Origin of the sequence: Rahnella victoriana (assembly GCF_021276285.1) — a bacterium.
Classification (GTDB): domain Bacteria; phylum Pseudomonadota; class Gammaproteobacteria; order Enterobacterales; family Enterobacteriaceae; genus Rahnella; species Rahnella victoriana.
Genome location: NZ_CP089919.1, coordinates 592,249 through 618,493, shown reverse-complemented (window position 1 = coordinate 618,493; position 26,245 = coordinate 592,249). Strand labels below are relative to the sequence as shown.

General features: G+C 51.1%; 26 protein-coding genes and 1 other RNA gene. 10 read left to right on the top strand and 17 right to left on the bottom strand.

Annotated elements, in window-relative coordinates; all coding sequences use genetic code 11:
* Position 1 precedes the first annotated feature (1 nt).
* The 3 genes from J9880_RS03065 to J9880_RS03055 all read left to right on the top strand — a co-directional run bounded on the left by J9880_RS03065 (position 2) and on the right by J9880_RS03055 (position 2,319).
* Positions 2–523, top strand: a complete 522-nt coding sequence (locus J9880_RS03065) for a GNAT family N-acetyltransferase (protein WP_232770056.1) — start codon at positions 2–4, stop codon at positions 521–523.
* 97 nt (positions 524–620) lie between these two features.
* Positions 621–1,718, top strand: coding sequence for a bifunctional DNA-binding transcriptional regulator/O6-methylguanine-DNA methyltransferase Ada (gene ada, locus J9880_RS03060; RefSeq protein WP_095924854.1), 1,098 nt, complete (start codon positions 621–623; stop codon positions 1,716–1,718).
* 55 nt (positions 1,719–1,773) lie between these two features.
* Positions 1,774–2,319, top strand: coding sequence for a GNAT family N-acetyltransferase (locus J9880_RS03055; RefSeq protein WP_131694510.1), 546 nt, complete (start codon positions 1,774–1,776; stop codon positions 2,317–2,319).
* Positions 2,320–2,371: 52 nt separating this feature from the next.
* Here J9880_RS03055 and J9880_RS03050 read toward each other — a convergent pair whose 3' ends face one another.
* From J9880_RS03050 to gatZ, 7 genes are all read right to left on the bottom strand, one after another.
* Positions 2,372–3,073, bottom strand: coding sequence for a GNAT family N-acetyltransferase (locus J9880_RS03050; RefSeq protein WP_232770055.1), 702 nt, complete (start codon positions 3,071–3,073; stop codon positions 2,372–2,374).
* Between the two features lie 130 nt (positions 3,074–3,203).
* Positions 3,204–4,058, bottom strand: coding sequence for a tagatose bisphosphate family class II aldolase (locus tag J9880_RS03045; RefSeq protein WP_131694508.1), 855 nt, complete (start codon positions 4,056–4,058; stop codon positions 3,204–3,206).
* Between the two features lie 4 nt (positions 4,059–4,062).
* Positions 4,063–5,112 carry a galactitol-1-phosphate 5-dehydrogenase gene (gene gatD, locus J9880_RS03040; RefSeq protein ID WP_131694507.1) on the bottom strand — a complete coding sequence of 350 codons (1,050 nt, stop codon included), beginning with the start codon at positions 5,110–5,112 and terminating at the stop codon, positions 4,063–4,065.
* Positions 5,113–5,160: 48 nt separating this feature from the next.
* A complete protein-coding gene (locus tag J9880_RS03035; protein WP_095924859.1) occupies positions 5,161–6,528 on the bottom strand; it encodes a galactitol-specific PTS transporter subunit IIC in 1,368 nt (455 codons plus the stop codon).
* Positions 6,529–6,531: 3 nt separating this feature from the next.
* Positions 6,532–6,816, bottom strand: coding sequence for a PTS galactitol transporter subunit IIB (gene gatB / locus J9880_RS03030; RefSeq protein WP_095924860.1), 285 nt, complete (start codon positions 6,814–6,816; stop codon positions 6,532–6,534).
* Between the two features lie 77 nt (positions 6,817–6,893).
* Positions 6,894–7,382, bottom strand: coding sequence for a PTS galactitol transporter subunit IIA (gatA, locus tag J9880_RS03025; RefSeq protein ID WP_133822765.1), 489 nt, complete (start codon positions 7,380–7,382; stop codon positions 6,894–6,896).
* Positions 7,375–8,670 carry a tagatose-bisphosphate aldolase subunit GatZ gene (gene gatZ / locus J9880_RS03020; RefSeq protein ID WP_232770054.1) on the bottom strand — a complete coding sequence of 432 codons (1,296 nt, stop codon included), beginning with the start codon at positions 8,668–8,670 and terminating at the stop codon, positions 7,375–7,377. The genes gatA and gatZ overlap by 8 nt, the downstream gene beginning before the upstream one ends.
* 278 nt (positions 8,671–8,948) lie before the next feature.
* On the opposite strand from gatZ, the gene J9880_RS03015 reads away from it, so the two are divergent.
* Positions 8,949–9,731: a DeoR/GlpR family DNA-binding transcription regulator gene (locus J9880_RS03015; protein WP_095924862.1), complete on the top strand. Its 783-nt coding sequence runs from the start codon at positions 8,949–8,951 to the stop codon at positions 9,729–9,731.
* A gap of 193 nt (positions 9,732–9,924) precedes the next feature.
* Here the strand turns inward: J9880_RS03015 and J9880_RS03010 are convergent, their stop codons facing one another.
* The 4 genes from J9880_RS03010 to smpB all read right to left on the bottom strand — a co-directional run bounded on the left by J9880_RS03010 (position 9,925) and on the right by smpB (position 15,259).
* Positions 9,925–10,704 (bottom strand): ABC transporter substrate-binding protein, encoded by a 780-nt coding sequence (locus J9880_RS03010; protein WP_095924863.1) that lies wholly within the window; start codon positions 10,702–10,704, stop codon positions 9,925–9,927.
* A 358-nt stretch (positions 10,705–11,062) separates the two neighbouring features.
* Positions 11,063–13,642: a glycosyl hydrolase family 18 protein gene (locus tag J9880_RS03005; protein WP_232770053.1), complete on the bottom strand. Its 2,580-nt coding sequence runs from the start codon at positions 13,640–13,642 to the stop codon at positions 11,063–11,065.
* 721 nt (positions 13,643–14,363) lie between these two features.
* Positions 14,364–14,727, bottom strand: a transfer-messenger RNA (tmRNA) gene (ssrA, locus tag J9880_RS03000).
* A 49-nt stretch (positions 14,728–14,776) separates the two neighbouring features.
* Positions 14,777–15,259 (bottom strand): SsrA-binding protein SmpB, encoded by a 483-nt coding sequence (gene smpB / locus J9880_RS02995; RefSeq protein WP_015698410.1) that lies wholly within the window; start codon positions 15,257–15,259, stop codon positions 14,777–14,779.
* A 156-nt stretch (positions 15,260–15,415) separates the two neighbouring features.
* On the opposite strand from smpB, the gene J9880_RS02990 reads away from it, so the two are divergent.
* Positions 15,416–15,850, top strand: a complete 435-nt coding sequence (locus J9880_RS02990; RefSeq protein WP_095924872.1) for a type II toxin-antitoxin system RatA family toxin — start codon at positions 15,416–15,418, stop codon at positions 15,848–15,850.
* Entirely contained in the window at positions 15,843–16,127 is a 285-nt protein-coding gene (locus J9880_RS02985; RefSeq protein ID WP_232770052.1) for an RnfH family protein, read from the top strand. The genes J9880_RS02990 and J9880_RS02985 overlap by 8 nt, the downstream gene beginning before the upstream one ends.
* Positions 16,128–16,203: 76 nt before the next feature.
* Here the strand turns inward: J9880_RS02985 and bamE are convergent, their stop codons facing one another.
* The 3 genes from bamE to nadK all read right to left on the bottom strand — a co-directional run bounded on the left by bamE (position 16,204) and on the right by nadK (position 19,297).
* On the bottom strand, positions 16,204–16,548 hold the full coding sequence (bamE, locus tag J9880_RS02980; RefSeq protein WP_095925288.1) for an outer membrane protein assembly factor BamE: 345 nt from the start codon (positions 16,546–16,548) through the stop codon (positions 16,204–16,206).
* Between the two features lie 112 nt (positions 16,549–16,660).
* Positions 16,661–18,322, bottom strand: a complete 1,662-nt coding sequence (recN, locus tag J9880_RS02975; protein WP_166654443.1) for a DNA repair protein RecN — start codon at positions 18,320–18,322, stop codon at positions 16,661–16,663.
* Between the two features lie 96 nt (positions 18,323–18,418).
* Complete coding sequence (nadK, locus tag J9880_RS02970) at positions 18,419–19,297, bottom strand: NAD(+) kinase (RefSeq protein ID WP_119826847.1); 879 nt, start codon at positions 19,295–19,297, stop codon at positions 18,419–18,421.
* A 137-nt stretch (positions 19,298–19,434) separates the two neighbouring features.
* Here nadK and grpE point away from each other — a divergent pair, with 137 nt between their 5' ends.
* A complete protein-coding gene (gene grpE / locus J9880_RS02965; protein ID WP_095924876.1) occupies positions 19,435–20,022 on the top strand; it encodes a nucleotide exchange factor GrpE in 588 nt (195 codons plus the stop codon).
* Between the two features lie 60 nt (positions 20,023–20,082).
* On the opposite strand, the gene ung is transcribed toward grpE, so the two are convergent.
* Positions 20,083–20,763 carry a uracil-DNA glycosylase gene (gene ung, locus J9880_RS02960; protein ID WP_232770051.1) on the bottom strand — a complete coding sequence of 227 codons (681 nt, stop codon included), beginning with the start codon at positions 20,761–20,763 and terminating at the stop codon, positions 20,083–20,085.
* Positions 20,764–21,096: 333 nt separating this feature from the next.
* Here ung and grcA point away from each other — a divergent pair, with 333 nt between their 5' ends.
* A complete protein-coding gene (gene grcA, locus J9880_RS02955; RefSeq protein ID WP_056770823.1) occupies positions 21,097–21,480 on the top strand; it encodes an autonomous glycyl radical cofactor GrcA in 384 nt (127 codons plus the stop codon).
* Between the two features lie 90 nt (positions 21,481–21,570).
* On the opposite strand, the gene srmB is transcribed toward grcA, so the two are convergent.
* Entirely contained in the window at positions 21,571–22,899 is a 1,329-nt protein-coding gene (gene srmB / locus J9880_RS02950) for an ATP-dependent RNA helicase SrmB (protein WP_095924878.1), read from the bottom strand.
* 156 nt (positions 22,900–23,055) lie between these two features.
* Between srmB and trmN the strand changes: the two genes are divergently transcribed.
* On the top strand, positions 23,056–23,802 hold the full coding sequence (gene trmN, locus J9880_RS02945) for a tRNA(1)(Val) (adenine(37)-N(6))-methyltransferase TrmN (protein WP_408637215.1): 747 nt from the start codon (positions 23,056–23,058) through the stop codon (positions 23,800–23,802).
* 49 nt (positions 23,803–23,851) lie between these two features.
* On the opposite strand, the gene nadB is transcribed toward trmN, so the two are convergent.
* Positions 23,852–25,453, bottom strand: coding sequence for an L-aspartate oxidase (gene nadB, locus J9880_RS02940; RefSeq protein WP_195816767.1), 1,602 nt, complete (start codon positions 25,451–25,453; stop codon positions 23,852–23,854).
* 214 nt (positions 25,454–25,667) lie between these two features.
* Here nadB and rpoE point away from each other — a divergent pair, with 214 nt between their 5' ends.
* Entirely contained in the window at positions 25,668–26,243 is a 576-nt protein-coding gene (gene rpoE, locus J9880_RS02935; RefSeq protein ID WP_095924881.1) for an RNA polymerase sigma factor RpoE, read from the top strand.
* Positions 26,244–26,245 lie beyond the last annotated feature (2 nt).

Genomic DNA, 26,245 nt, shown 5'->3' with positions numbered 1-26,245 from the left:
GATGAAGATGATCACCTGTACGGAACGCCTGCATGCCGTCGCCATTCTGGATATTTTTAATGATGCCATCCTGACCTCGACAGCATTGTATGATTATAAACCGCGCCACATCGACAGCATGACGTCCTGGTTTGCCACTAAACTGACCAATAACTTTCCGGTGATCGGGCTGGAGGATGAGCAGGGGAGATTACTGGGATTTGCCAGTTACGGCACGTTCCGCGCCTGGCCTGCCTATAAATATTCCGTCGAACATTCGATTTATATTCATAAAGATCACCGCGGAGAAGGGCTGGGAAAAATTCTGCTCAATGCTCTGGTGGAGGCCGCCCGTGAACGCGGCGTGCACACGCTGATTGGCGCGATTGATGCGGCCAACAGCGGCAGCATTGCCCTGCATGAAAAAAATGGGTTCAGCCATACCGGGACGATTAAACAGGCCGCTTTTAAATTTGATCGCTGGCTGGATCTGGCCTTTTATCAGATGATCCTCGACACCCCTTTTAAACCGGTGGCGGGCTGAAACATCGGCGCTGAATGAGAAAGCAAGAGCCGGAGGGTGCAGCGCGGCACGGCGGATTATGCTGACAGTCATCAAGTCAGGAAACGTGAGGCATAACATGTCAGGTAAAACAGACGACATTAAAGAAACGACAGCGGAAAACGCGGCTTATGCTCAGAGGCAGGATCCGCGCTGGCAGGCGGTTGTCAGTTGTGATGCAAACGCCGACGGCAAATTTGTCTATGCGGTAAAAACGACCGGTATTTACTGCGCGCCTTCCTGTCCGTCACGGCAACCGAAACCGGAAAACATTCTCTATTTTGACGATGCCGAAGCGGCGGAACGTGCCGGTTTTCGCCCCTGCAAACGCTGCCGTCAGGGACTGATTTCACTGGCGCAGTTTCATGCCAGCCGGGTGTTGCAGGCGTGCCGGTTGCTGGAGCAATCCGCCCACATGCTGACACTGAATCAGCTGGCGGCAGAAGTGGGCATCAGCCCTTATCATTTTCATCGCCTGTTTAAAGCGCAGACCGGTGTGACGCCAAAAGAGTATCAGCAGGCGCAGCGCGTCCGCCGGGTCCGTGAAAATCTGACCGATTCTGCGACAGTCACCGAAGCGATTTATGCTGCCGGATATCCTTCTGACAGCCGTTTTTACGAAACCTCTGCGGCGACGCTGGGCATGACGCCGCAAAATTTCCGCGCCGGAGGCCGCAACGTCCGCGTCTGGTTTGCTGTCGGAAAATCTTCCCTCGGCAACATTCTCGTGGCTGAAAGCCAGCGGGGGATCTGCGCCATTTTACTGGGCGACGATCCTGAAAAGCTGATCAACGAATTGCAAAACAGTTTTCCGCAGGCGGAATTACTGGGCGGCGACGCGGATTTTGAGCAACGAATTGCCATCGTGGTCGGCTTTGTGGAAGCGCCCGATATCGGGCTGGATTTGCCGCTGGATATTCGCGGCACGGCTTTCCAGCAGCGAGTCTGGCAGGCATTGCGTGATATTCCGCCGGGAACCACCGCCAGCTATGCCGAGATTGCCAGCAAAATCGGTTCACCGAAAGCCGTCCGTGCCGTGGCCGGTGCGTGCGCCGCGAACCTGCTGGCCGTCGCGATCCCCTGCCATCGGGTGGTAAAAACTGACGGCAATATCTCCGGTTATCGCTGGGGCGTGGAACGGAAACGCAGTTTACTGGCGCGGGAAGAGAAAGGCTGACTATACTGAGCTGACCTTATGATCTTCCTGAATATTTTTAATAACGAGGGATGCCGTGCCAGCCTGCACTTTACGGATTGCTGAACCCAAAGATATCGATGCTCTTGCGGAATTACATGTTGCCATATGGCGTGATACTTATCGTGAACTGGCACCGCCGGAAGCTTTTGCAGCGCTGGATGTCCCGCGCCGGAAAGCTTTCTGGCAGGACAAATTTGCCCATCCTGCTGTCGGTCAGGGCACTTTTATTGCTGAAACTGACGGTGCATTCGCCGGGTTTTGCCTGGCGTCGGCATCTTCTAACCCGGAATTTGGTGAGATGGCCGAAATCAAATTCCTGTATGTTTCTCCGGCATTTAAACGTCGGGGAATTGGCCGACTGTTGATCGCCAAAGCTGCAAAGCATCTTTCCGCTGAAGGTTTCCGCAGCGCAGGGTTGGGCGTTGTCGAAGGAAACCAACCGGCCATTCGTTTTTACCAGGCTTTAGGTGGCCGCGAAGCCGGACGATATACCGATGCCGGGCCACTCTGGCGCTCGCCTAACATAATCTATGCATGGCCCGATATTTCAGTGCTGGCGGCGCTGTCCCCTGAACATTAATCCATAAACCCTTTCGTCTGCCTGCGTCAGCCAACAACGCAGGCAATGCGGATTAACGCAATTCTTCCAGACGCTGTTTTTGCTGACCTTCGGCAGTGAAGTTATTTGCGCTTAACCAGCGGTCAAACATGATTTTTGACGCAGGCCATTCGTGGTCGAGAACGGAATACCAGCAGGTATCGCGGTTGTGGCCTTTATTGACAATGGCCTGCCGGAACATACCTTCATACTGAAAACCAAAACGCTGTGCAGCCAGTTTTGACGGTTCATTCAGGCTGTGACATTTCCATTCGCAGCGACGGTATTTCAGGGTATCGAACAGATAGCGTTGCAGCAGATAAATCGCCTCGGTGCCAAAACGTGTACGTTTCATCAGCGGCGACCAGTTCACCCAGCCAATTTCCGCTACGCCATTCACCGCATCAATTCGCATCAGTGAAACGCTGCCGACGGCGCGTTGCGTCCGGATATCCACAACGGCGAAGAACAGCGGATCTTCGCTTCTCGATTGCTGCGCAATAAACAGATCGCACTCTGCCTGTGTCGCAGGACGATCGACGGAAAGATACGTCCAGTCGCGATTGTCATCAATGCTGTGCCAGGCGTTAAAGAGATCCTGACTGTGGCGCTCAGCACTCAGCGGCTCAAGACGACACCAGAGGCCATCAAGCTGAACATGGGAAGGACGTTCGCGGGGTTGCCAGTCGGGTAGGGCATCGCCAATGGGCTGGCCAAAGTGATTAAGGGTTGTCATAGCGGTTCTGCTCACCATTTGGTTTATAAAGACGCTTCCATAAAATCAGAATGGCACGTCAGCTGCAACCTGAGTACCTCTAAACGGCTGGAAAACAGGGTAATTCCCCCGTCTCCCAGACAGCATTACCTTATAATTTCCCTGCACTTCCGCAGATCCTGATTTTTTCCTCTACGACTTTCTGCATCGCCCGTTTCCCCGGCACGATGTATTTGCGTGGATCATCCGCGTCGGGGTGCGCGTTGAAATAGTCTTTTACGGCACCGGCAAAGGCGATTTTCAGTTCTGTCGCGACGTTGACTTTGCAGATCCCCAGCTCAATAGCATGACGGATCATGCTTTCAGGGATCCCCGACGCGCCGTGCAGTACCAGAGGAATATCCACCTGCTGGCGGATTTGCCCAAGGCGGCAGAAGTCCAGCTTGGGTTCACCCTGATACAAACCGTGTGCGGAACCGATGGCGACGGCCAGAGAATCAATACGCGTGAATTCAACAAAATGCTTTGCCACCACAGGATCAGTGAAGAAGCTGTCGCCTTCTTCCACCATCAAATCGTCTTCCTGACCGCCGAGACGACCCAGCTCAGCTTCGACGCTGGCATCAAAGGCATGACACAATCTGACGGCCGCCTGCACTTTCGTGATGTTTTCGGCCAGCGGAAAATGCGAAGCATCGATCATGACCGAACGGATCCCGGCCCTGACTTTGCTTTCGATATCAGTCAGATCTTCATGGTGATCCAGATGCAGTGCCAGAGGAACGCGGTATTGCCGGGCCGCTTCCTGACAAATCGAAATCAGATAGTCTGTGCCTGCGTAGCTAAATGTTCCCGGTGTTCCGGCGAGGATCACCGGAGAGTTCATCATCGCGGCAGTTTCTGCCACCACCTGCACGGTCTCGAGATTATGGATATTGAAAGCCGGTACGGCGTAACCTTCGCGCTGTGCTGCCAGCAGCATTTCCCTGTTTGAAATCAGATACATTATTTCAGCTCCCTGTCATGTTCAGCAGGATCTTGCCCGTCATCGGTTTACCTGCCAGCGCCGTGACTTCCCGCACGAATTCGTCCGGATCACCGATACTGGCGATTAACGGCTCAAGATTTAATTTATTCTCAGCAAACAATTGCATGGCCTGTTGCCATTCGCTGCCCGGCCACGGGGCGGAGTAATTCATCCAGCTCCCCAGTAAGGTCAGTTCCTTGCGCAGGATATGGCTGAATGTCGCCACATTGAGGGTCAGATCTTTGTGTAAGGTGCCGACCAGTGCGACCTGCGCTTTGGGGCCGGCAATGTCCAGCGAAAGCGCAACGGTTTGCGGTGTACCGGCGGTTTCAATGATCAGCTGATTAAAACGGCGCTCGTGGGTTTGCTGGCGGATGTCGTCTGCACCCGTTGTCGCACTGTTAAAGACATGGCTGGCACCGGTTTCGCGTGCAAGTGCCAGACGCTGTGGATTGATGTCGATAGCTGTGACCGAGCTGGCACCTGATGCGCTGGCCGCCTGGATGATCAACTGGCCGATAGTACCGGCACCAATCACGATCACTTCTTTTCCGCGGCAGCCTCCCGCCAGTTTCAATGCGTGTAAACCGACGGTGACCGGTTCCAGAAATGCCCCGTGTAACAGGGAAGCACCTTGCGGCAATTTGAATAAGTTATGACGCGGCACTACAACATATTCAGCGTGGCCGCCGTGACGTCGGGATCCAATAAACTGGTAATGTTTACACTGGGAATAAGCGGTTTGTTTGCACTCTTCGCACTGAAAGCATGGCAATAAAGGTACGCAAGCCACAGCATCCCCTTCCTGTAAATCGTGAATGTCTTCTCCGGTACTGACTACCTGACCGCTAAATTCATGGCCGAGAGTGATCGGGTAAAAATGCGAACTGTTAGCAAAAATACGCGGGATATCTGAACCGCACAGACCGGAGTACGCAATACGCACCAGCACGTCATCGGCAGCGCTGATCACCGGCATCGGGCACTCCTCAACGGTCATCTTACCGCCCGCATGGACAACAACAGATTTCATAGTCGGTTTCCTTAAGCGGGGGATCCAATTCCCCCGCGTAGATGAAAGTTAAGAATGGGTCAGCGAAACCGCTGCCAGCTTTTCAGCCTGAGTGAACTGACGGGCGCGACGCCATGTCAGGAAGACGCCGAGGGCATAAATCACGCCAATGATGCTCAGCCCTGCCATGTTCTTCAGTGTGCAGAGTTGAATCAGCAGATAGGTGATCGGTGAGCCGCCCTGATCCATTGAGGCGACTCTGCCCCCCGCCGTCAGCGCGCCTGCATTTGCCGCCAGTTGGGTATGCAGATCAATCATTTGCGTGGCTATCCACAGTGTGATGCTCATGATGATGCAACCGGAAATCAGGGTGCGGAACAGATTGCCCTGATGCACGGCAACGGCGATAGCCACGAAGAAACCGATGGTGGCGAGGTCACCAAACGGCAGAACCTGATTTCCCGGCACCAGTACCGCAATGAGGATCGTGAGAGGAATAAAGATCAGGCTGGCCGATACCACAGCGGTATGGCCGAGCAACAGCGCAGGATCCAGACCAATCAGGAACTCCTCCCCTCCGAAGCGGGCCTGCAAACGGGTACGCGCATGGCGGGCAATGGGTGTCAGGCCGTCCATAATGGGTTTGATCACCCGTGGCATCAGCAACATGACGGCTGCGGTTTTGACAGCCAGTTGCAACACGCCTTTGACGTCATATCCGGCGAGGTAGCCGATAATCAATCCCATGACAAAACCGACGGTGACCGGTTCGCCAAACGGCCCGAAACGTTTTTGAACGTCGTCTGCGCTGAAATGGATTTTGTTCAGGCCGGGGATTTTCTCAATGATGGCGTCAACCAGCACCGCGATCGGGCCGAGGTAGGCTGAAGAACCATGCGGAATAGCGATCCCTTCAAGTTGAAAGAAGTCACGCGTGTCCTTTGCAAACCAGTCGCCCAGTTTGTAGATGAACGCGGCGTGTAGCACTACACCCATAATCCCAAGCCAGTAAGAACCCGTCGCCAGATGCAACATGGCACCGGTAAAGGTCATGTGCCAGATGTTCCAGATGTCCACATTGACGACGCGTGTCATGCGGGTCAGCAACATCAGGATATTCACACCAATCGCAATCGGGATCGCGACCAGTGCGATTTGTGACGCCCAGGTCATCGGCGAAGAACCTGGCCAGCCGATATCCACGACTTGCAGATTAATTTCAAAATGCTCGGCCATGGCTTTCGCCGCAGGCCCGATAGAATCAAGCATCAGACCGATAACCAGCCCGATCCCGACAAACCCAATGCCAATGTGGATGGCCGATTTAAAAGAATCCCCCAGTTTCATCCCCAGTATCAGGGAGAACACGATGATCACGCCGGGTAACATGACGGTCGGCCCGAGGTCGAGGATGTAGCGCATTATGTCGGTAAACATGGCTTACTCCTGCAACAGGGTGAGTATTTGTTTGCGCAAAATATCCATGCCAACGCCGGAGATAAACGGCATTCCGTGGACCACCGGAACATTGCCAAACGTCCTGTCGACTTTGGCTGTTGTGCAGATCAGGTGAGCGCCGTCCATATAGGTTTCGATCTCCGTGACACGGCACTGCACAAGGTCGATAGCGATGCCGTGGGCTTCGCACAACTCTTTGATTTCTTCCGCTGCCAGCGTAGATGTGGCAACGGCTCCGCCACAGGCGACAATAATTTTTCGCTTCACGTTAAGGCTCCTTAACAGGTTGTTGTAGGTATTATTTTTTTAGGTAAGACGTCAGATTCATTGGCTCAAAAAGACGTTCAGGTACACACCGGCGCGCGCTGCTCTGGCACGGGAGCCGGGACAAAGATGTGTTGTTTAAACAGCGCGGACAGCTGATCTTCTGGCGCGGTCAGTAAGCTTTCTAAAAAAGCAGGCTCCTGTAACTGGCTGAACAACTGGCGCAGTAACTTCAGTTGCTCGGACGGGTGGGTGACAATCAACGCAATGATCAGTGACGCGGGAACCGTGCCGTCATCATCAGCCTGGAAAAATTCCACAGTGGTGTCAGGACGGATCAGATAAATAGCCGGACAGCGTGCATGTGTCGCTTCGCAATGGGGAATAGCCACTGCGTGGCGTTCCAGCTGGATCCCTGTCGGGAATTCAGCTTCACGCTTAACCAGCGCTTGCGGATAGGTGGCCCCGACCACACCCGCCTGCACCATGCGTTCACCGATATGCGTGAGTGCCTCGTGATAGTCGGTAAATGTGATACCGGTTTTAACGAATACCTCGCAGTTATGCATGAGCAGGCTCCTGCTGAAAGGTGTGATGAGGTGTGCAGCCAAAGTGGTAGGCGCGCAAAACATCCTGAATTTTATCGATGATCAGTTCATGGGGTTCGCTGGCGAGTTCGCCGGTCATCACTCGTTCGAACTGGGCGGGAAGATATTGGCTCAGCAGGCCGAGAGGAATGTCGACGGAACGCAGATTCGTGATCAGCACTTCCATTGCCCGGTTGATACGGGCGTGCGGCCAGTAATAACGGATCCGGTCCGATAAGCTGTAGCGCAGATCGATAAGCGACAGGCTGAACGTCGGGTTGTAATACTTCTTCCAGTAAGCCGGTTCATCGAGCATGACGCCGTCGATCACTGTCAGGATGTGGCTGCGTGATTCAGGCGCGATCAGCACCTGTTCGATGTTGGCCAGGGCAAAGATGGCTTCACGTAATGCAAACGTCAGCGCCGGGCCGACTTTGAGGATCGCATAGTGGTCGTTCACCAGCTTACGGTAGGACTCACGGGTCTGGTAATCGGTGGAATGTGCCTCATACACCAGCGGTGTTGTGGTGATGTATGCGGAGAGATCTTGCGCAAGTTCAGGCTGATAGTGGATCACCCGGCTGTGATCAAATTCGACGCCTGGCTGGACCACGACAGCGATGATCCGATCAATGGCATCCGTTAACCCAAGTTCACGAAATGCCTGATGGTGCATATCCAGCGTCGCTTTCGCGTCTTCCCTTTTGGTGACATGGACCTGCTGAATAGCCGATGCCTCGCCGCCCGGTACCGGCACCTCTGTGCCAATCACATAGGTCAGAAGCTGTTTTTGCTTCGGTGTGGCAACACGTTCTGCGACCTGACACAGCCGCGCTGCGCGTTGTGCCACGATGAGCGGATCCAGAGGGACAGGATCGTCTGCACAGGACATCGATGCATCCAGATGTATTTTGCTGAAACCGGCTTCCACATAGCGGGCGATCAACACTTCTGCTTTACTCATCGCGCTGTCAGCATTTTCGCTTTGCCAGCAATTCGGCCCCAGGTGGTCGCCCCCTAAAATCAGACGCTCAAGAGGGAAGTTAAGTTTTTCCGCAATCGCGAGAACAAAATCCCGAAAATCGATCGGCTGCATGCCGGTATAGCCACCAAACTGATTCACCTGATTGGAGGTGGCTTCTATCAGTACCTTGCGGTCAGTGAGAAGGTCTTCGCGCAGGGCGGCTTCAATCACCAAAGGATGCGCGGAACAGACAGAACAAATGCCTATGCTTTCGCCTTTCTTGTGTTTAGCAATAATATCTTTCATTTCATGCCTCCGTTTGTTTTCGAAGAGGATCATATCTTTTCGAAAGGTAAACAATAGCGGTTTTTGGTTTTCGTGACAGAGATCGTAATATTTCATAAGTGAATTTCATTCGATATCTTTCGTTTTTCGTGACGGATCTTGAAATGAAAGATAAGATGACGTCATGCCTTGCCACAGGCAGGGAAAGAGGGATGATTCACATCGTGTAAAATTTTTTCTCCTCATTACCTGGCCTTTTGTTTACACTAGAAGGAATGTGACCTTTCGGATCGCCAATCATGAATACCTATGAACGTCGTAATAAAATCATTGATTTAGTGAATGAGAGTGGCAGCGTGCTGGTGGCTGATCTTTCGAGTGCTTTCGAAGTCTCTGAGGTTACGGTGCGCTCTGATTTAAGTTTGCTTGCGCAAAAAGGGCTGCTTAGCCGTTTCCATGGGGGCGCATCAAAACGGAAAGAGGAGGCGGTTACGGAGCATGAAAAGCCGCAGGATGAGATGATGCTTGAGCAGCGTTATCTTCAGGCCACCGATCCTAAAAAACGGATTGCGCAGGAGGCGGCTGGAATGGTGAAACCGGGAGATACCGTGATCCTCGACAGCGGCAGTACCACCATGTTGCTGGCAGAAGAGCTGGTGAAATCAGGCGATATCACTGTCATCACGAATAACCTGCCCGCTGCTTTTGTGCTGTCTGAAAATCCGGACATTACACTGGTGGTCTGCGGCGGAACGTTGCGCCATAAAACCCGTTCCCTGCATGGCAACATCACGGAGTACGCTTTGCAGGGCATTGTCGCTAACCTGATGTTTGTCGGTGCCGACGGGCTGGATGCGGCTACAGGTATCACCACGTTCAACGAAGGCTATAGCATCAGCGGCATCATGGCCGGTGCGGCTCAGCGTGTTGTGGTGGTCACTGATTCCAGCAAGTTTGGGCGTCGCGGATATAACCTGGTGCTGCCGATGGAAAAAATCGACACCATCGTTACCGATACGGGGATCAGCGAGGAAGCGAAGCTGGCGCTGAAAGAGACCTCAACAACACTCATTCTTGTATAACCCTGTTTGTGATGTGACCTGTTGCCGCTGACTTTATGCCAGCAATAAATCAGGGAACAGCGGATATTTTGATTGTTGCGTAACGTCGTCTGAACAACAGAATAACTTGCAGCCGCAGACATTTTTTATGGGAAGGGGATCCGAAAAAACAGACTGCCGTGCGAATCGGTCGCGCGGCAGGGAGCAGCGAAAATCAGGACTTCTTGTTATAGACCTCAAAGGTGAAGTATTTTTTCTCCAGCTTTTCGTATGTGCCGTTTTTGTGGATTTCTGCCAGTGCATTATTAATCAATGTCAGATGTGCCTGATCATCCTTGCGCAGGCCAATGGCCGTGCCTTCACCCAAATAACGGGTGTCGTTTAAGGGTTGCCCGGCAAAGGCATAACCCGTGCCTTCCGGGGTTTTCAGGAAGCCGGTTTCTGCGGCTGCGGCATTGGTCAGGGTCACGTCAATGCGACCGGATGCCAGATCCTGATTCACAAAATCCTGATTCTGATAGGAAACCACATCCACCCCTTTTTTCTGCCATTCGCCCTGTGCGTAGGCTTCCTGCGTCGTGCCCTGAGCCACGCCCACTGTTTTTCCTTTCAGTGAATCCGCAGTGGGTTGCAGGCCGCTGCCTTTCTTCGCAATCAGCACACTGGGTACGTGATAAAGCATGTCAGAGAAAGTGACCTGCGTTTTACGTTTTGGGGTCATCGACATCGCGGAGAGCACGGCATCAAATTTTTTGGCATTCAGCGCAGGAATAATTCCGTCATACGCGGTTTCGACCCATTCACATTTCACTTTTGCCTGCTGACAAATGGCGTTGCCTAAATCGATATCAAAACCGACCAGCTTGCCATCTGGCGCTTTTGATTCAAAAGGCGGAAACGACGGATCTACACCAAATCGTAAAGTCGTCTCCGCATGTGCCAGGCTGCTGGCGGCCGATAATGCCGCGATGATCAGCAAAGTGCTTTTTTTCACAAGTCTTCTCCGGTGGTATGCAATAAAAAAACAAATCCCCGCCAGGATGCCGCGAGGGTAAAAGAATTATTCATATTTTGAATATGACGACCGGACTCATTGTGGTCAAGCGGCAAGCTTATGTTCAAAACGGGCATCAGTGTGACATAGGGAAGATTGGTTTTTGGGCGGAATAAATGAGAATGCTATGGGGGTGTATTAGAGGGTAAGTTCTGAATAATATTTCCAAAACAACAGGATAAATCTTCCAATTTCTCAAGGTAACCGGCAAAAAAAACGCCTTTACCCACAGGGATAAAGGCGATGTAAGGTTTACCTGTGACTTAATATGATATTGTCAAACGCCGTTCATGGAAGATTAATTGTCTTTGATGAACTTGATTGACGATGCTCGGTTGTCGAAATTCCTTCCCTTCAAATCAGGCACATTTTCTCCACCTTTAAAATCAAGGTGATAACCTTTGTAATGTTCATCTTCATAAACTTGGGCAGTCCAGCCCGGAGTGACTTTTAATGAGGACACCACATCGTTAAAGTTATTATGCGTGATAAGCTGGGGTATATCCCCCTCGACAGAAAGAGATGAGCCTGTGTAATTAGCATTTACATACAGTACAGCCTTCACTTCTTTAACCGGATCTGGTTGCGGAGCGGGTTCTGGCTGCGGTTCTGGCTCGAAACTTGTGACGACCATTTTGGCTACAGTCGCCGGGTTCGGTGACACACGTTCAATAACGATTGTTTCACCAATAGAAATATCTTTTTCATCAGATTTAACCTGTGAAATAGCATCTTTTTCAGTCATGGAGCTGTAGTAACATTTTCCATTATCGCAACTGAAAATATAGTTACCCTTTTTCTTATCGTCATTAATCACTTTAGCGACATAAGAAGAACCGTCCGCGTTGTGAAGCATCTCTTTATCAAAATCAACGAAAACGTAAGGTACGTTATTGATTTTCGACACGCTCATAGACTTCACACTGCCATCACTCATGACCGGATTGTTACCGTCCAGCATGTCTTGGGTCACCGTAAGTTGACCGATAACACCTTTATTCGGGTATTCGCGTGTCACTGTGATGACAGAACCCGCTTTCAGGCGGCTCGCGACGTCACCGGTACGCAATGAAGACTCTTTCCCATATTGGTACAGATAGCTGTAGTAATTTTTACTGCCTTCGGTACCAAAAAGATATTTGCCATCAACAGCAACAGTATAGGCATTACCACTGGTGAATTTTTTAGCATCCAGATTGATGGTCACACGGGTTTCATTGTCAAACAGACTAACAATAATGCCCTTCAGATCGGTCTTATCAATAACCGGAACCGGTTCGTCGTCTGGCACATCGGAATCATCCGGCAGTGGCGTGTTTTTCACTTCTTTAACGATATTACCCAGTTCATGTTCAGGCGTATCGCCGCTGATGTCCCAAAGGATCGCGCCACCAAAGCCTTGCTCATTGATATAGTCAACTTTCTCGCGAATGGACTGCGGATCGTCATAGGTCAGGAACTCTTGCGTAGTTTCGCTGTAGAGATAGGGCACGTGTGACTCTGAGTCCCAGTAGCGCGTGTATTCGCCAGTGTTCAGTTTTTGTTTCAGCACATACCACGGGTTGGTACCGGTTAACTGATCCGCGTCGTCCCATGCACCTTTGACAGTCGCTGCACCGGTGTTAAACATGCCCGGCAAACCAGGGATCAGCTCGGTTCCAGGGACATGGCCCCAGCCACGACCGTAATAAGGGATCCCCATCATCAGCTTGGCTTTTGGCACTTGCCAGGTGTTGACGTACGCACTCATGGTGTCGGCCACGTTCAGGTCTTTATCTTCATCATGGCTGTTTTCATACAGTGGCGCGTTATGACCGGTTAATGGATCAAAAGCACCGTGGATGTCATACGCCATCACGTTCACGCTATCCAGCAACGGCGCCGTCACGGCCGGGTTGATGAACTGAATGTTGTTGTGGTTAGTGGTGACCGCCGCAGAAAGTTGATAGTACTTATCATCTTTTTTGCCCTGGGCATCCAGTTTGGTACGCAGCGACTGGATAAGCTTGGTGAACTGGGCTTTCTCAGCTTCGGTGTCCGGGTATTCCCAGTCAATGTCGAGGCCGTCAAAATTCCACTGCGCCATATAGCTGACCATGCTGTTGGCCAGTTTCTCAAGGCCAGCATTCGTGGCGGTGGCCGCTTCGAAGACACCTTCCTGAGAGTTATTCCAGCCACCTACAGAAATCATATGCGCCACGTTGGCCGCTTCAGTCCGTTTATCCAGATCTTTGATCAGGCCCGGTGCTTTGTCGGTGTCATGCATGGTCACGACACCGTCTTTCACTACCGCAAAACCGTAGTTAAGGTGGGTCAGGCCAGAGTAGTCCACTTTATCCGGGGTAAAGAAATTATGAGCTTCATACACGCCCCATTCCGGGAAGTAGCCAATGACTTTACGTTGCGCGGCCACGCGTGCCTTTTCACGGTTCTGCAGATCGATTGCGTTCTGGCCGGTATACGGCGTGAACTGGAAAGTTGCATACGCATTGATGTTGATTGCATCGCCAGATACCCAGACCGGATCGGTTCCCGGGTTGATACCCTGATCAACCCACCATTGCGCAGTCCAGTAGTATCCCAGGAAGCGGACGGTATCGCCGCCTTTATAGGTGCGGTTCGGATCGTAATCCTCTGAAATAATAGCCAGTTCTTGCTTTGGCGCGACTTGTGCTAAAACAGTCCCCGGGAAGTTGTTTTGCGAGGCGTCGGTATACGCAGTCCAGGTGTGACCACCATCTTTGGTGATCATCATCGAGTAATCGAGGCCGGAGAAGGTATTTGTTTGATCATTTGCCGTCACGGTGGCGGCAGACGAAACTATTGGAAATCCAATAGCAGAAAACAGAATTGCTGCTGTTAATTTATTTAAACGCATAAGTATCTTCCAAATTTGTCCATAAACTCGTTTATTAACGAGGGATACAAAAAAATGCACGACTTTATATCATTTGCGTTGTTTGTATAGTATTTAATTATATATTAAGGATGAATAAATCAAATTTATCCATATGTATTTAAACAACAATAATACCCGTATCATTTAAATAAATACTTACTCGGGCAATTATATGTAAATGTAATTATTGAGAAAGGGGTAGGGGCTTAACTCACGAGCCTCCTTCTCCCGCACCACCGTGCGTAAGCGGCTGTATACGGCGGTGCAGTTATTTTTGAGTTTGATAAAACTTAATTTTAAACAAACTTAAGATATTTAATTAAAAGCTTCTACGATGTACGTGAAACGATACCAGATCGGGTGCCTAATAAAATTTTGGAATCAGCGAGATTCATGTTGGGTTACGAAAATCCTGATATTCATATTCACCCAAAAGACCTCATTGATGAATTTATCCCGGCAAACTATTTTTTCAGACTGTAACTTTTATTCACTTCTTTAGAATTTTGGCTCAAGCGAAAAATAGTGACGGGGATACGTTTATGTATATATCTTAGCGTATACCAATTCGTGTACCAACAGACGCCAGTTTCAGGCGAATCTTCCCGGACTTCTACAGACGTAAAAAAGCCGCAAACCCTTGCGGGCTGCGGCTTTCTTTGCGGTAACGGCCTGATCTGGTAATAACCGAAACCTTGTTTGGTGGAGCTGGGGGGATTTGAACCCCCGTCCAGAATTACTACACCGTCGGCACTACATGCTTAGTCCAATCTTTACATTCGCCGGTTAGCTGCGGATGGACACGCCACTAACAAACTATCCTGATTGGGTTTAACGCTTTCACCCCAGGCAAGGTGTCCACGCGATCTCTTTTGGGTTTGACCTCTCTTGATCCCCGTCCTAAGAGCGGAGGCTAGGGAGAGAGGGCTCTAAGCAGGGTATTAAGCTGCTAGGGCGTAGTTTTCGTCGTTTGCGACTATTTTTTTGCGGCTTTTTACGAGGCCAACCGCCCCTCGGCATGCTCCTTGGGCTTCGCAAATCCTGTCGAATCCAGAATCAGCCCCAAGTACTATTTCGCAGTATACCAGCAAAACACCAAGCTAAGCCAGAGGCTTAGCGATTTGCGTGCTTCATGATACGTGCTTTGTCTACTTTCCACTCACGATCTTTAATGTCATCGCGTTTGTCGTGCTCTTTCTTACCTTTAGCCAGGCCGATTTTCACTTTTGACCAGGCATTTTTCCAGTACATTGAAAGTGCGACGACGGTGTAACCATCGCGACTGACCTTGCCGAACAGCGTTTCTAACTCGCGCTTGTTCAGCAGTAGTTTTCTTGTACGGGTCGGGTCACAAACGATATGACTGGATGCCACGTTAAGAGGTTGAATGGTTGCGCCAAACAAAAAGGCTTCACCGTCGCGGAATGTGACGTAGCTGTCAGTGATGTTTGCTTTACCAGCGCGCATCGATTTGACTTCCCATCCCTGCAAAGCAAGCCCCGCCTCAAATTCATCTTCGATGATATATTCGTGGCGAGCGCGTTTGTTCATCGCGATAGTCGCGGAACCGGGTTTATGTGCTTTTTTCTTTGTCATAGTGACACTTATTATACTGTAAGCGATGCCGATTGAAATCCCCACGCTGTCAGAGTCGGGTGTTTTTCCTGTTTGTGGCGTCCTGTGCTTCGTAGTTTTTATTACCGCGCGGATAAATGGTATTATCTGTACGTTTTATGACACCTGGAAAATGATATGCCACAGATAAGTCGTTCTGCGCTTGTGCCGTTCAGCGTGGAACAGATGTACACCTTAGTGAATGATGTTGATGCTTACCCGCAATTTCTGCCTGGTTGTACCGGCAGCCGCATCCTGGAAAACAGCGATACGTCGATGACCGCCGCGGTTGATGTTTCAAAAGCGGGCATCAGTAAAACTTTTACCACCAAAAATACGTTAATCAACAACAAACGCATTGATATGCAACTGGTTGATGGCCCGTTCCGTAAATTAACAGGTGGCTGGGATTTCATCGAACTCAGTCCCGACGCCTGTAAAGTTCAGCTCAGTCTTGATTTCGAATTTACTAATAAATTGATTGAGTTAGCATTCGGTAAAATCTTCAAGGAACTGGCGGGCAGTATGGTTCAGGCCTTCACCTTGCGCGCGAAAGAGGTCTACAGTGTCTGAGATCCGCGTTGAGGTGGTTTACGCGTTGCCGGAACGTCAGTATCTGCGGACGGTAAAACTGGAAGAGGGGAGCAGTGTCGAGCAGGCAGTAAAGGCTTCCGGTTTACTTGAGTTGCGTCAGGATATCGATTTAAAACAAAATAAATTAGGTATCTATAGCCGGCCGGTGAAGCTTGCCGACGTGGTCAGCGACGGTGATCGCATTGAAATCTACCGGCCACTGATTGCAGACCCGAAAGAGTTACGGCGGATCAGAGCCGAACGTTCTAAAAAATAAGGCGCCTCAGGCGCCTTATTTTTTTACCCTGAAAGATGATTTTTGGTAACTACCAGAGACCATCACACCGGGCGATTTATTTTTGATCGCTCAACTTTGGTTTGTTGTCGATGTTAGTCAGCGTATCAGACTGGTTGAAGGTCAGCGTTAAAGTCTGCTGAGTGATACCTTCATGACCTGGCTCCTGACGGAACACGTAATACCAAACATCACTGCCAAACGGGTCGTGCAGCATCGGCGTGCCAAGAACATAAGCAACTTGTTGTTTAGTCATACCGGTATGAATTTTTTGAACATCAGCAGGAGATAAGTAGTTCCCCTGATTGATGTCAGGCCGATAAACCACCTTTTCCAGAGTGGAACAGCCCGCAGTAAGCATTACAAGAGCTACAGCGGCGGCAGTTAGCGTTTTACAGCGCATAGTCATTACATTCCTTTAGGGCATAAGATGCCGATGATAATAGACCTTTCATCAGTTTGAAACCTTTGCGGGGCACCTGTATGACCGCTTAAATGTAAAAAAGTTGAGCTTTTTACGCTGCGAGCAACTCTTTTGCATTGGCCAGCGTGTTTCGGGTGACTTCACTTCCGCCCAGCAGACGGGCCAGTTCCTGCAATCGCGCCTTTTTATCGAGGCGATGCATTTGGGTTTCTGTCACTTCGCCGTCGGTTTCTTTGCTGACAAAATAATGCTGATGACCGCAACCTGCAACCTGAGGTAAGTGGGTGACGCACATGACTTGCGTGGATTCCCCTAACTGACGCAACAGGCGACCTACGATCGCGGCTGTCGGACCGCTGATCCCTACATCCACTTCATCGAAAATCAATGCCGGTGTTTCCATTTTCTGCGCGGTGATCACCTGAATCGCCAGTGCGATGCGGGACAGTTCACCGCCGGAAGCCACTTTCGCCAGCGCCTGAAGCGGCTGGCCGGGGTTGGTGGTGACCTGAAACTCAAGGCGATCTGCCCCTTCCATATTTAAATGCTCAGGTTCGAACTGCACCTGAATATTAAATTTACCGTGAGGCATGGAAAGCGCCTGCATGCTTTGCGTGATCAGATGGGTTAATTCATTGGCAAAATATTGGCGTTTTTCGTGCAACTGCTCAGCGATAGCCACGGCCTGTTGATAATGGTGCTGTACCGCTTCGCTCAGTTCTGCCTGATTGGTTTCCTGATCGTCCAGCGCCTGCTGCTCTTCGAGCAACTGGCGATGTAATTCAGGTAACTCTTCAGCACTGACATGGTGTTTACGGGCCAGATTCATCTGGCGGGACAGGCGTTGCTCCAGCTCGAACAGACGGTTGGGATCCATTTCCAGACGTTCGCTGTAATGACGTAATTCATCGCTGGCTTCGCTGACCTGAATGGACGCATCATCAAGCATCACAATCAGATCATTCATTTTGCTGTCGAGTTCTGCAAGCTCAGCCAACTGATGGCGGGCGCTGTAGAGCAGGCTGACAATATTTTGTTCTTCACCATCCGCCAGTAAATAAAGCGCATTTTGACTCAGTGAAAGCAGTTGCCCGCTGTTGGCAAGTCGTTTGTATTCTTCGTCAATTTGCTCATATTCCCCCGCCTGAGGAGCGAATTCATTGAGCTCTTTTAACTGGTATTGCAGCAACTGACGGCGCGATTCGCGTTCGCTGACCTGCTGCTGATACTGCGCCAGCAGGCGGCAGCTCTGATGCCAGTTTTGGTAAGCTTTGCGCATCTCAGCCAGCAGCAGAGGCTGATCGGAATAAGCGTCGAGCAAATCTTTCTGATGCTCAGGTTTGAGCAGAAGCTGATGGGCGTGCTGTCCATGAATTTGAATCAGATGCTGACCCAGTTCACGAAGTTGTGACAGGGGAACCGGCGTACCGTTGATGAAACCACGGGAGCGGCCATCGCTGCTGATGGTGCGGCGCAGGAGGCAATCCTGACCTTCATCGAGTTGATTCTCAGCCAGCCAGTGTTTTGCCGAGGGGGTATCCGCTAAAGTGAAGCGTGCACAGATATCGGCACGGCTGGCGCCGAGACGCACCATGCTGCCGTCTGCACGGTTACCCAGACAAAGCCCGAGCGCATCAATGGCAATGGATTTACCAGCACCGGTTTCGCCGGTAATAGCCGTCATCCCGGCATGAAAATCGATTTCTACTTCACGGACAATGGCAAAGTTACTGATAGTTAATTGCGCCAGCATGATCACCTTCCTGTACATAACAACAGACCTGTAATTACATACAGTATAAACTGGTTTTATATACAGTAAAGGGGCTGGCGAATTATTTTTATCTGATCAGAAGAGTTTTTTTGACCACCCGAGTTTAGTGCTTAATGTATTGAAATAGCTGTAGTCTTTAGGGTGGATCAGGTTCAGGTGGAAGTCACTGCGACGGATGACGACCTCTTCACCCGGCTGGATCGGCAGGGCAATCTGGCTGTCGCAGCTGATTTCCAGGTCATTGCTCATATGTGAAAAACGCAGGCAAATCGTGCTGCTGCTGTTGATGACCAGCGGTCGCGCCGAGAGCGTGTGTGGAAACATAGGGACCAATGCGATGGCTTCTAAGGTCGGCGTCAGGATCGGACCGCCGCCGGAAAGCGAATAGGCGGTCGAGCCAGTTGGCGTAGAAATAATCAGGCCATCTGAACGTTGGGAAAAGGCAAATTTGTCGTCAATATAGACTTCAAATTCAATCATGTGAGCCACTTTCCCGGGGTGAAGCACCACTTCGTTAATGGCGGTACTGACGCGACATTGCTGGTCTTTGCAGCGTACCATCGCTTCCAGCAGGAAACGTTGCTCGCTGATGTATTCGCCCTGCAACACGTCATCGAGCTGTTGCAGCGCGTTGTCCGGATCCAGATCGGTCAGGAAGCCCAGGTTGCCGCGGTTGATACCGATGACTTTAATGTCATAGCGTGCCAGAACGCGGGCAGCGCCCAGCATATTGCCGTCACCGCCGACGACCACGGCGAGATCAGCCAGTTTACCGATCTCCGCCAGGCTGCCTGTCTGTGCGCCCTCCAGGGCTAAATCTTGCGCCACCTGTCGTTCAACGATGACCTGATAACCTTTGGAGATTAACCAGTGGTAAAGCATTTCATGGGTGGCAAGTGCGGAAGGATGACGAGGGTGTCCGACAATCCCAATGCACTCAAATTTTTTATTCATCGCTGTGGTTATCCTCAGCAGGGTGTGATGACTCCTGCATTATGACCGGTTTCATTAAAAACCAAACCTTGAAACCCCGGTTTTGATCCCCATAATAAGCCAACTAGCAAGATTAATGCTAAAACGCGGAGAGATTCATGAGTAGTAAAGAACATAAGACACCTGACGAGCAAGTCTCTGAAGAACTCAATCAGGAACAAGAGCTGCATGCGGAAGCGGAAACTCAGGCGGCAGATGTCGTTGACCCGCGCGATGAACGTATTGCTGAATTGGAAGCACAGCTGAAAGAACTCCAGCAGCGTGAGCGTGACAGCCTGCTGCGTGCGAAAGCGGAAGTGGAAAACATCCGCCGTCGTACCGAGCTGGATATTGAGAAAGCCCACAAATTCGCTCTGGAGAAATTCTCTGGCGAACTGTTGCCGGTTATCGATAATCTGGAACGTGCGCTGGATCTGGCTGATAAATCGAATTCAGAACTGGCGGGTCTGATTGAAGGCGTCGAGCTGACCCTGAAATCTCTGCTGGATGCTGTTCGCAAGTTCGGTATGGAAGTGGTGGGTGATATTCACGTGCCATTCAATCCTGAACTGCACCAGGCGATGACCATGATGGAATCAGAAGAGCTGGAACCTAATCACGTGATGATGGTGATGCAGAAGGGTTACACGCTCAATGGCCGCCTGTTGCGTCCGGCAATGGTGGCAGTTTCTAAAGCCAAAGCCTGATTCAGTTTTAAGCAGACTGATATAACGAAAGAGGCACCTTTGCGGGTGCCTCTTTTTTTACTATTCCGGCAATCGCGGTACCCAGTCAATCGGTGCCAGACCTTGCTGCGCCAGCAAATTATTTGCCTGCGAGAAGTGTTTACAGCCCAGAAACCCGCGATGCGCTGAGAGCGGAGAAGGGTGCGGCGCTTTCAGGACGTGATGACGGTTGCGGTCAATGATATTGCCTTTTTTCTGCGCATGAGATCCCCAGAGCAGGAAGATCACGCCCTCACGATTATCGTTCAGTGCGGCAATCACTTTGTCTGTAAAGGTTTCCCAGCCCAGTTTGGCGTGGGAATGCGCCTGCCCGCCTTCGACCGTTAACACGGTATTAAGCAATAACACCCCCTGATCTGCCCAGCTCTGTAAATAGCCATGGACAGGGCGCTCAAAGCCCGGAATATCAGTGATCAGTTCTTTGTACATGTTCACTAAAGAAGGCGGCGCCGGAATGCCGGGACGGACGGAGAAAGAAAGCCCGTGCGCCTGATTTGGGCCGTGGTACGGATCCTGCCCGAGAATAACGACTTTGACGTCAGCCAGTTCCGTCGAGCGAAATGCGTTGAAGACATCCTGTTGGGGCGGATAAATCGTTTTGCCCGCGGCGCGTTCGGCGGCCACAAACTTCAGCGTATCCACAAAATAGGGTTGTTCCTTTTCCTGACCAATCACGTCATGCCAGGTGAGAATTGAAGACATTGACGCTCTCCTTTACCGGTAAATTTAACTGACGGTAGCTTACCTGCTCATCCTGCTGAGTGAAACCCGCCTGAGCTTTTGCTGATGTTTATCTGCGACTTAACCTTTCTGTATAAATTATTTTTGATAATTTACAAAAATAATTTAATCGGAGTCCTTGGAAAAATTGATATAAAACATAAATATGCTGAGAGCTAAGAACACCCACACGGTAAAGATTGATATTTATCAAAGAATACAGGGTGCCGTGCTGTTATATCTGACAACAGGAAAGCAGGTTAAAGCCTGACACCCATCAATTAACAGTATCGTAGCCAATTATGGAGGCAACATATGATCACCGGGATCCAAATTACCAAAACCAACAACGAAGCGCTGAAAAACTCTTTCTGGCTGCTGGATGACGAGAAAGCGGAAGCGCGCTGTGTATGTGCAAAAGCGGGTTATGCGGAAGACCAGATCGTTGCTGTCAGCGAGCTGGGCCAGTTCGAATACCGTGAAGTGCCGATGGAAATTCAACCGACTGTACGCGTGGAAGGGGGTCAGCACCTGAACGTTAACGTATTGCGTCGTGAGACTCTGGAAGACGCCGTTAAGCACCCGGAAAAATACCCACAGCTGACCATTCGTGTGTCTGGTTATGCGGTACGTTTCAACTCACTGACTGCTGAACAGCAGCGTGACGTGATTACCCGTACTTTTACTGAAAGCCTGTAATCGCTTCTGAGTTTTCAGAGAGCTGCAGATTTTGGATATAAAAAAACCGCCTTTCGGGGCGGTTTTTCTTTGCATTCAATCAGGCAATGCTTATTTCGAGGCGTCTTTCGCAGCGTCAGGTTTAACGCGGCGCTTGCCGACATTTTTGCTGTCACGATGGCGAACTTTCACTTTCACCTTCGATTTTTCCTGATCCGCTTTCTGCTTCTCTTTGCGTTTCGCCAGCACTTTCTTCGATGGCTTACCGGTCACTTTTTCGCTTGGCGCTTTGGTTTTTGGACGGAATCCTTCCAGCACACGAGCTTTAAGCGGTTCGTTCAGATAACGACCGATTTTACCGAGCAGCAGATGGTCATGCGCTTCCACGAAGGAAATCGCGGTGCCTTTACGACCGGCACGACCCGTACGGCCGATACGGTGCAGGTAAATGTCAGCGGTCAGCGGCAGGTCAAAGTTAAAGACGTGGCTGATGTCGTTGATATCCAGACCGCGGGCAGCAATGTCAGTGGCAACCAGCACGTTAACGCGGTCTTCAACCATACGTTTGACGGCCTCGGTGCGTTTGACCTGTACCATTTCGCCTTCGAGATAACAGGAGTTGATCCCGGCTTCACGCAGCCACGCGACCAGTTCATGTACCCGCTCACGTTTACGCACGAAGATCACTGATTTCGTGACGTCTTCCTGTTTCAGCAAATGGATCAGCATCTGGGTTTTATGCGCCAGATCGTCGGCACGGTAATACCATTGCAGAATTTTCTTGCGTTCGCGGCGTGACGGGTCGGCTTCGATTTCTACCGGCTCTGTCAGAATGCGTTCTGCGAATTCACGGATGGCTTCCCCTTCCAGCGTTGCGGAGAACAGCAACGTCTGTTTACGCCAGCGTGCTTCGGCAGAAATGGTTTCGATATCCTGAGCAAACCCCATGTCCAGCATGCGGTCGGCTTCATCGAGGATCAGCGTTTCGATGGCACGGCAGTCAAAGTTTTCTTCTTTGATGTATTGCAGCAGACGACCGGTTGTCGCAACGACAATGTCCTGGTTTTCGCTGAATACTTCTGCGTGGTTCATATACGCCACACCACCGGTGATGGTAGCGATATCCAGATCGGTGTGTTTGGCTAACTCACGCGCCTGTTCCGCCACCTGCATGGCGAGTTCACGGGTTGGCGTGAGGATCAGAATACGTGGCGGACCAGATTTCTTACGCGGGAAATCCAGCAAATGCTGCAATGCAGGCAGCAGGAATGCCGCTGTTTTGCCGGTGCCGGTAGGAGCCGAACCCAACACATCGCGTCCGTCCATTGCTGGCGGAATGGCCTCTGCCTGGATGACAGTAGGGCGGCTATAGCCTTTGTCGCCAAGGGCGTCAATCAGGCGTTCATCGAGTTCGAGTTCGGAAAAAGTGGTTACAGTCATGGTCTACCTCTACTTGGGGCGCCGATTATAGACGTGTTAGACGCGATCTTCACCTATTTAAGCGGTTTGCGTGGCTTTTACTCTGCTTCTCTTTCCCCTATGCTACGACAGTTTTCGTTTACAGGCCTGTTGGCGGGCGTAATTACGGTGAAATCAGTGACCAGAGAAGTCAGTTCCGCACAGCCTTTACGGCGTAATGGATTTACCTTTAAACAGTTTTTCGTTGCCCATGACCGCTGTGCGATGAAAGTCGGCACCGATGGCGTTCTGCTCGGCGCCACGGCACCGGTCAGTAAAGCGCGGCGCGTTCTCGATATCGGCTGTGGCAGCGGGTTAATTGCCATGATGCTGGCGCAGCGCAGTTCCGATGAGACGCGCATTGATGCCGTGGAACTCGATCCGCCTGCGGCGGCTCAGGCCGATGAGAATTTCCGTGAGTCCGTATGGTCACACCGTCTGGCGGTGTTTGCGCAGGACATCAATGTGTATGCGCAGGAACATCCCGCGCAATACGATCTGATTGTCAGTAATCCGCCTTATTTTGAATCTGCCGTAGCCTGCCGCGACGAGGCCCGAAATGCGGCCCGTTACACGGAAACCCTGACGCATGCAGCCCTGCTGGATTGCGCGCAGAGGCTGATCACGCCAGAAGGATTATTCAGTGTCGTGTTGCCATATGACATCGGGTTGGCCTTTGAGGCGCTCGCGCATCAGAAAGGCTGGTACAGCGCATGGCAGATGGCGGTTCGCGACAGGCCGGGCAAGCCGTTAAACCGTTTGCTGCTGACATTATCCCGGCAAGCCGTTGCACGGGAAGATCACGAGCTGGCGCTGCGAAAGTCGGAAGGGGTTTACAGTGAGGCGTTTTGCGCACTGATTACGGATTTCTATCTGAATTACTGACAGAGAGTGTTGCGGTGGTGAAAAGTGCGTTCCTTCGCACTTTTTGGCGTTATGGCTGCAAAATCGTCGGCTGCGGATTTTCCTGTAAGTCCGGATAATCGAGCGTGAAATGCAGTCCGCGACTTTCTTTACGCTCCAGCGCACTTCTTACAATCAGTTCGGCGACCAGCACCAGATTTCGCAGTTCCAGTAAATTGTTGGAAATGCGGAAGTTCGCGTAATACTCATCAATTTCCTGTTGCAGGGTCATGATACGGCGCAGGGCGCGTTCGAGTCGTTTGGTCGTGCGCACAATCCCGACGTAATCCCACATAAACAGCCTCAGTTCATGCCAGTTATGCTGGATCACCACCTGCTCATCGGAATTATCCACCCGGCTTTCATCCCACTGCGGAATGTTTTTTGCCAGTCTGGCATGAGGCAGACGCTTGATGATGTCTTCCGCCGCTGACCAGCCGTAGACCACGCATTCCAGCAGGGAATTCGATGCCAGACGGTTTGCGCCATGCAGGCCCGTATAGCTGACTTCACCAATAGCGTAGAGCCCGTCGAGATCGGTACGGCCGTGCTGATCGACCATGACGCCGCCGCAGGTGTAATGTGCCGCTGGCACAATCGGGATCGGCTCTTTGGTCAGATCAATCCCCAGTGATTGCAGCTTTTCATCAATCATCGGGAAATGATGCTTAATGAACTCCGGTGGCCGGTGGCTGATATCGAGATACATGCAATCCGCGCCGAGACGTTTCATTTCATGGTCAATGGCTCTTGCCACCACATCGCGCGGTGCCAGTTCGCCACGTTCATCGAAATCAGGCATGAAACGGGTGCCGTCCGGACGTTTGAGCAGTGCGCCTTCACCCCGCAGGGCTTCTGTCAGCAGAAAGTTGCGTGCCTGGGGATGATAAAGGCAGGTCGGATGGAACTGGTTAAATTCGAGGTTGGCAACACGACAGCCTGCGCGCCACGCCATTGCCACGCCGTCACCGGAGGAAATGTCCGGGTTGGTGGTGTACTGATACACCTTTGCTGCGCCGCCTGTCGCCAAAACCACGGCTTTGGCGCGCAAGGTTTCCACATGTTCTTTATCGCGGTTCCAGACATACGCGCCCACGACGCGTTGCGTGCCCGCTAATCCGAGTTTACTTGAGGTAATTAAATCAACGGCATTATAGCGCTCTTTCACGCAAATATTGGCGTGCGCCCTTGCTTTCCCTACCAGCGTAGTCTCTACTTCTTTACCTGTAGCATCAGCAGCATGCAGGATCCTGCGGTGGCTGTGACCGCCTTCGCGAGTCAGGTGATAGCGCTCTTCTGAGCTGGCGTTGGTTTCGGTATCAAACAGCACGCCCTGGTCGATCAACCACTGGACGCAATGACGCGCATTACTGGCGATAAATTCAACCGCTTCTTTATCGCATAAACCTGCGCCGGCAATTAATGTGTCATCAACGTGTGAGGCAATGCTGTCTGCTTCGTCGAAAACTGCGGCGATACCGCCTTGTGCGTAGAACGTGGAGCCTTCGTTGAGGGGGCCTTTACTGAGAACAGTGACATGACAGTGGTCTGCTAGTCGCAAAGCCAACGAAAGGCCCGCAGCGCCACTTCCGATTATCAATACATCGCTAACAAATTCAGATGAAGGTTGCATAACGTATGATGTTTGCAGAAGAAGAGGGAAATTCATGTTAGCCTAAACCTCCGTGCAAAAGCCACGGGCTTGAGACTTCAATAGAAAAAACAATGACGATGTGGAACTTAATGATCCATGTGAACTCCAAGCAGTACTTGCTCAGGAATATAATGATGAAAGCTGGCAGTACGACTTTATGCGCGGAGATAGTTTTGGGGAGATTTTACCTCGGATGAGCGAGCAGTTAGCCGATCAGGTTCTGGTTGAGCGGGTCCAGAAAGGTGATCAAAAATCGTTCAATTTACTGGTTATTCGTTACCAGCATAAGGTAGCGAGCCTTGTATCCCGCTATGTGCCACAAGGCGATGTGCCTGATGTGGTTCAGGAATCCTTTATTAAAGCGTATCGTGCGCTGGAATCTTTCCGCGGCGACAGTGCTTTTTACACTTGGCTGTATCGTATTGCAGTCAACACAGCGAAAAATTATTTAGTCGCTCAGGGGCGTCGTCCGCCATCCAGTGATGTTGATGCGAACGAAGCCGAGAATTTCGAAAGTGGCGGTGCCCTGAAAGAAATTTCGAACCCTGAGAACTTAATGTTGTCTGAAGAGTTACGGCAGATAGTTTTCCGTACTATTGAAGCACTTCCTGAAGATCTTCGCATGGCGATCACCTTAAGGGAGTTGGATGGATTGAGCTACGAAGAAATAGCCTCCATCATGGATTGTCCGGTGGGTACGGTAAGATCGCGAATTTTCCGTGCCCGGGAAGCAATTGATAACAAGGTTCAACCGCTCATCCAGCGTTAGAG

Bases quoted from the DNA above. Each gene is read 5' to 3' on its own strand.
- J9880_RS03065 (WP_232770056.1), top strand. From the start codon at position 2: ATGAAGATGATCACCTGTACGGAACGCCTGCATGCCGTCGCCATTCTG.
- ada (WP_095924854.1), top strand. From the start codon at position 621: ATGTCAGGTAAAACAGACGACATTAAAGAAACGACAGCGGAAAACGCG.
- J9880_RS03050 (WP_232770055.1), bottom strand. From the start codon at position 3,073: ATGACAACCCTTAATCACTTTGGCCAGCCCATTGGCGATGCCCTACCC.
- J9880_RS03045 (WP_131694508.1), bottom strand. From the start codon at position 4,058: ATGTATCTGATTTCAAACAGGGAAATGCTGCTGGCAGCACAGCGCGAA.
- gatD (WP_131694507.1), bottom strand. From the start codon at position 5,112: ATGAAATCTGTTGTTGTCCATGCGGGCGGTAAGATGACCGTTGAGGAG.
- J9880_RS03035 (WP_095924859.1), bottom strand. From the start codon at position 6,528: ATGTTTACCGACATAATGCGCTACATCCTCGACCTCGGGCCGACCGTC.
- gatA (WP_133822765.1), bottom strand. From the start codon at position 7,382: ATGCATAACTGCGAGGTATTCGTTAAAACCGGTATCACATTTACCGAC.
- gatZ (WP_232770054.1), bottom strand. From the start codon at position 8,670: ATGAAAGATATTATTGCTAAACACAAGAAAGGCGAAAGCATAGGCATT.
- J9880_RS03015 (WP_095924862.1), top strand. From the start codon at position 8,949: ATGAATACCTATGAACGTCGTAATAAAATCATTGATTTAGTGAATGAG.
- J9880_RS03005 (WP_232770053.1), bottom strand. From the start codon at position 13,642: ATGCGTTTAAATAAATTAACAGCAGCAATTCTGTTTTCTGCTATTGGA.
- smpB (WP_015698410.1), bottom strand. From the start codon at position 15,259: ATGACAAAGAAAAAAGCACATAAACCCGGTTCCGCGACTATCGCGATG.
- J9880_RS02990 (WP_095924872.1), top strand. From the start codon at position 15,416: ATGCCACAGATAAGTCGTTCTGCGCTTGTGCCGTTCAGCGTGGAACAG.
- bamE (WP_095925288.1), bottom strand. From the start codon at position 16,548: ATGCGCTGTAAAACGCTAACTGCCGCCGCTGTAGCTCTTGTAATGCTT.
- recN (WP_166654443.1), bottom strand. From the start codon at position 18,322: ATGCTGGCGCAATTAACTATCAGTAACTTTGCCATTGTCCGTGAAGTA.
- nadK (WP_119826847.1), bottom strand. From the start codon at position 19,297: ATGAATAAAAAATTTGAGTGCATTGGGATTGTCGGACACCCTCGTCAT.
- grpE (WP_095924876.1), top strand. From the start codon at position 19,435: ATGAGTAGTAAAGAACATAAGACACCTGACGAGCAAGTCTCTGAAGAA.
- ung (WP_232770051.1), bottom strand. From the start codon at position 20,763: ATGTCTTCAATTCTCACCTGGCATGACGTGATTGGTCAGGAAAAGGAA.
- grcA (WP_056770823.1), top strand. From the start codon at position 21,097: ATGATCACCGGGATCCAAATTACCAAAACCAACAACGAAGCGCTGAAA.
- srmB (WP_095924878.1), bottom strand. From the start codon at position 22,899: ATGACTGTAACCACTTTTTCCGAACTCGAACTCGATGAACGCCTGATT.
- nadB (WP_195816767.1), bottom strand. From the start codon at position 25,453: ATGCAACCTTCATCTGAATTTGTTAGCGATGTATTGATAATCGGAAGT.
- rpoE (WP_095924881.1), top strand. From the start codon at position 25,668: ATGAGCGAGCAGTTAGCCGATCAGGTTCTGGTTGAGCGGGTCCAGAAA.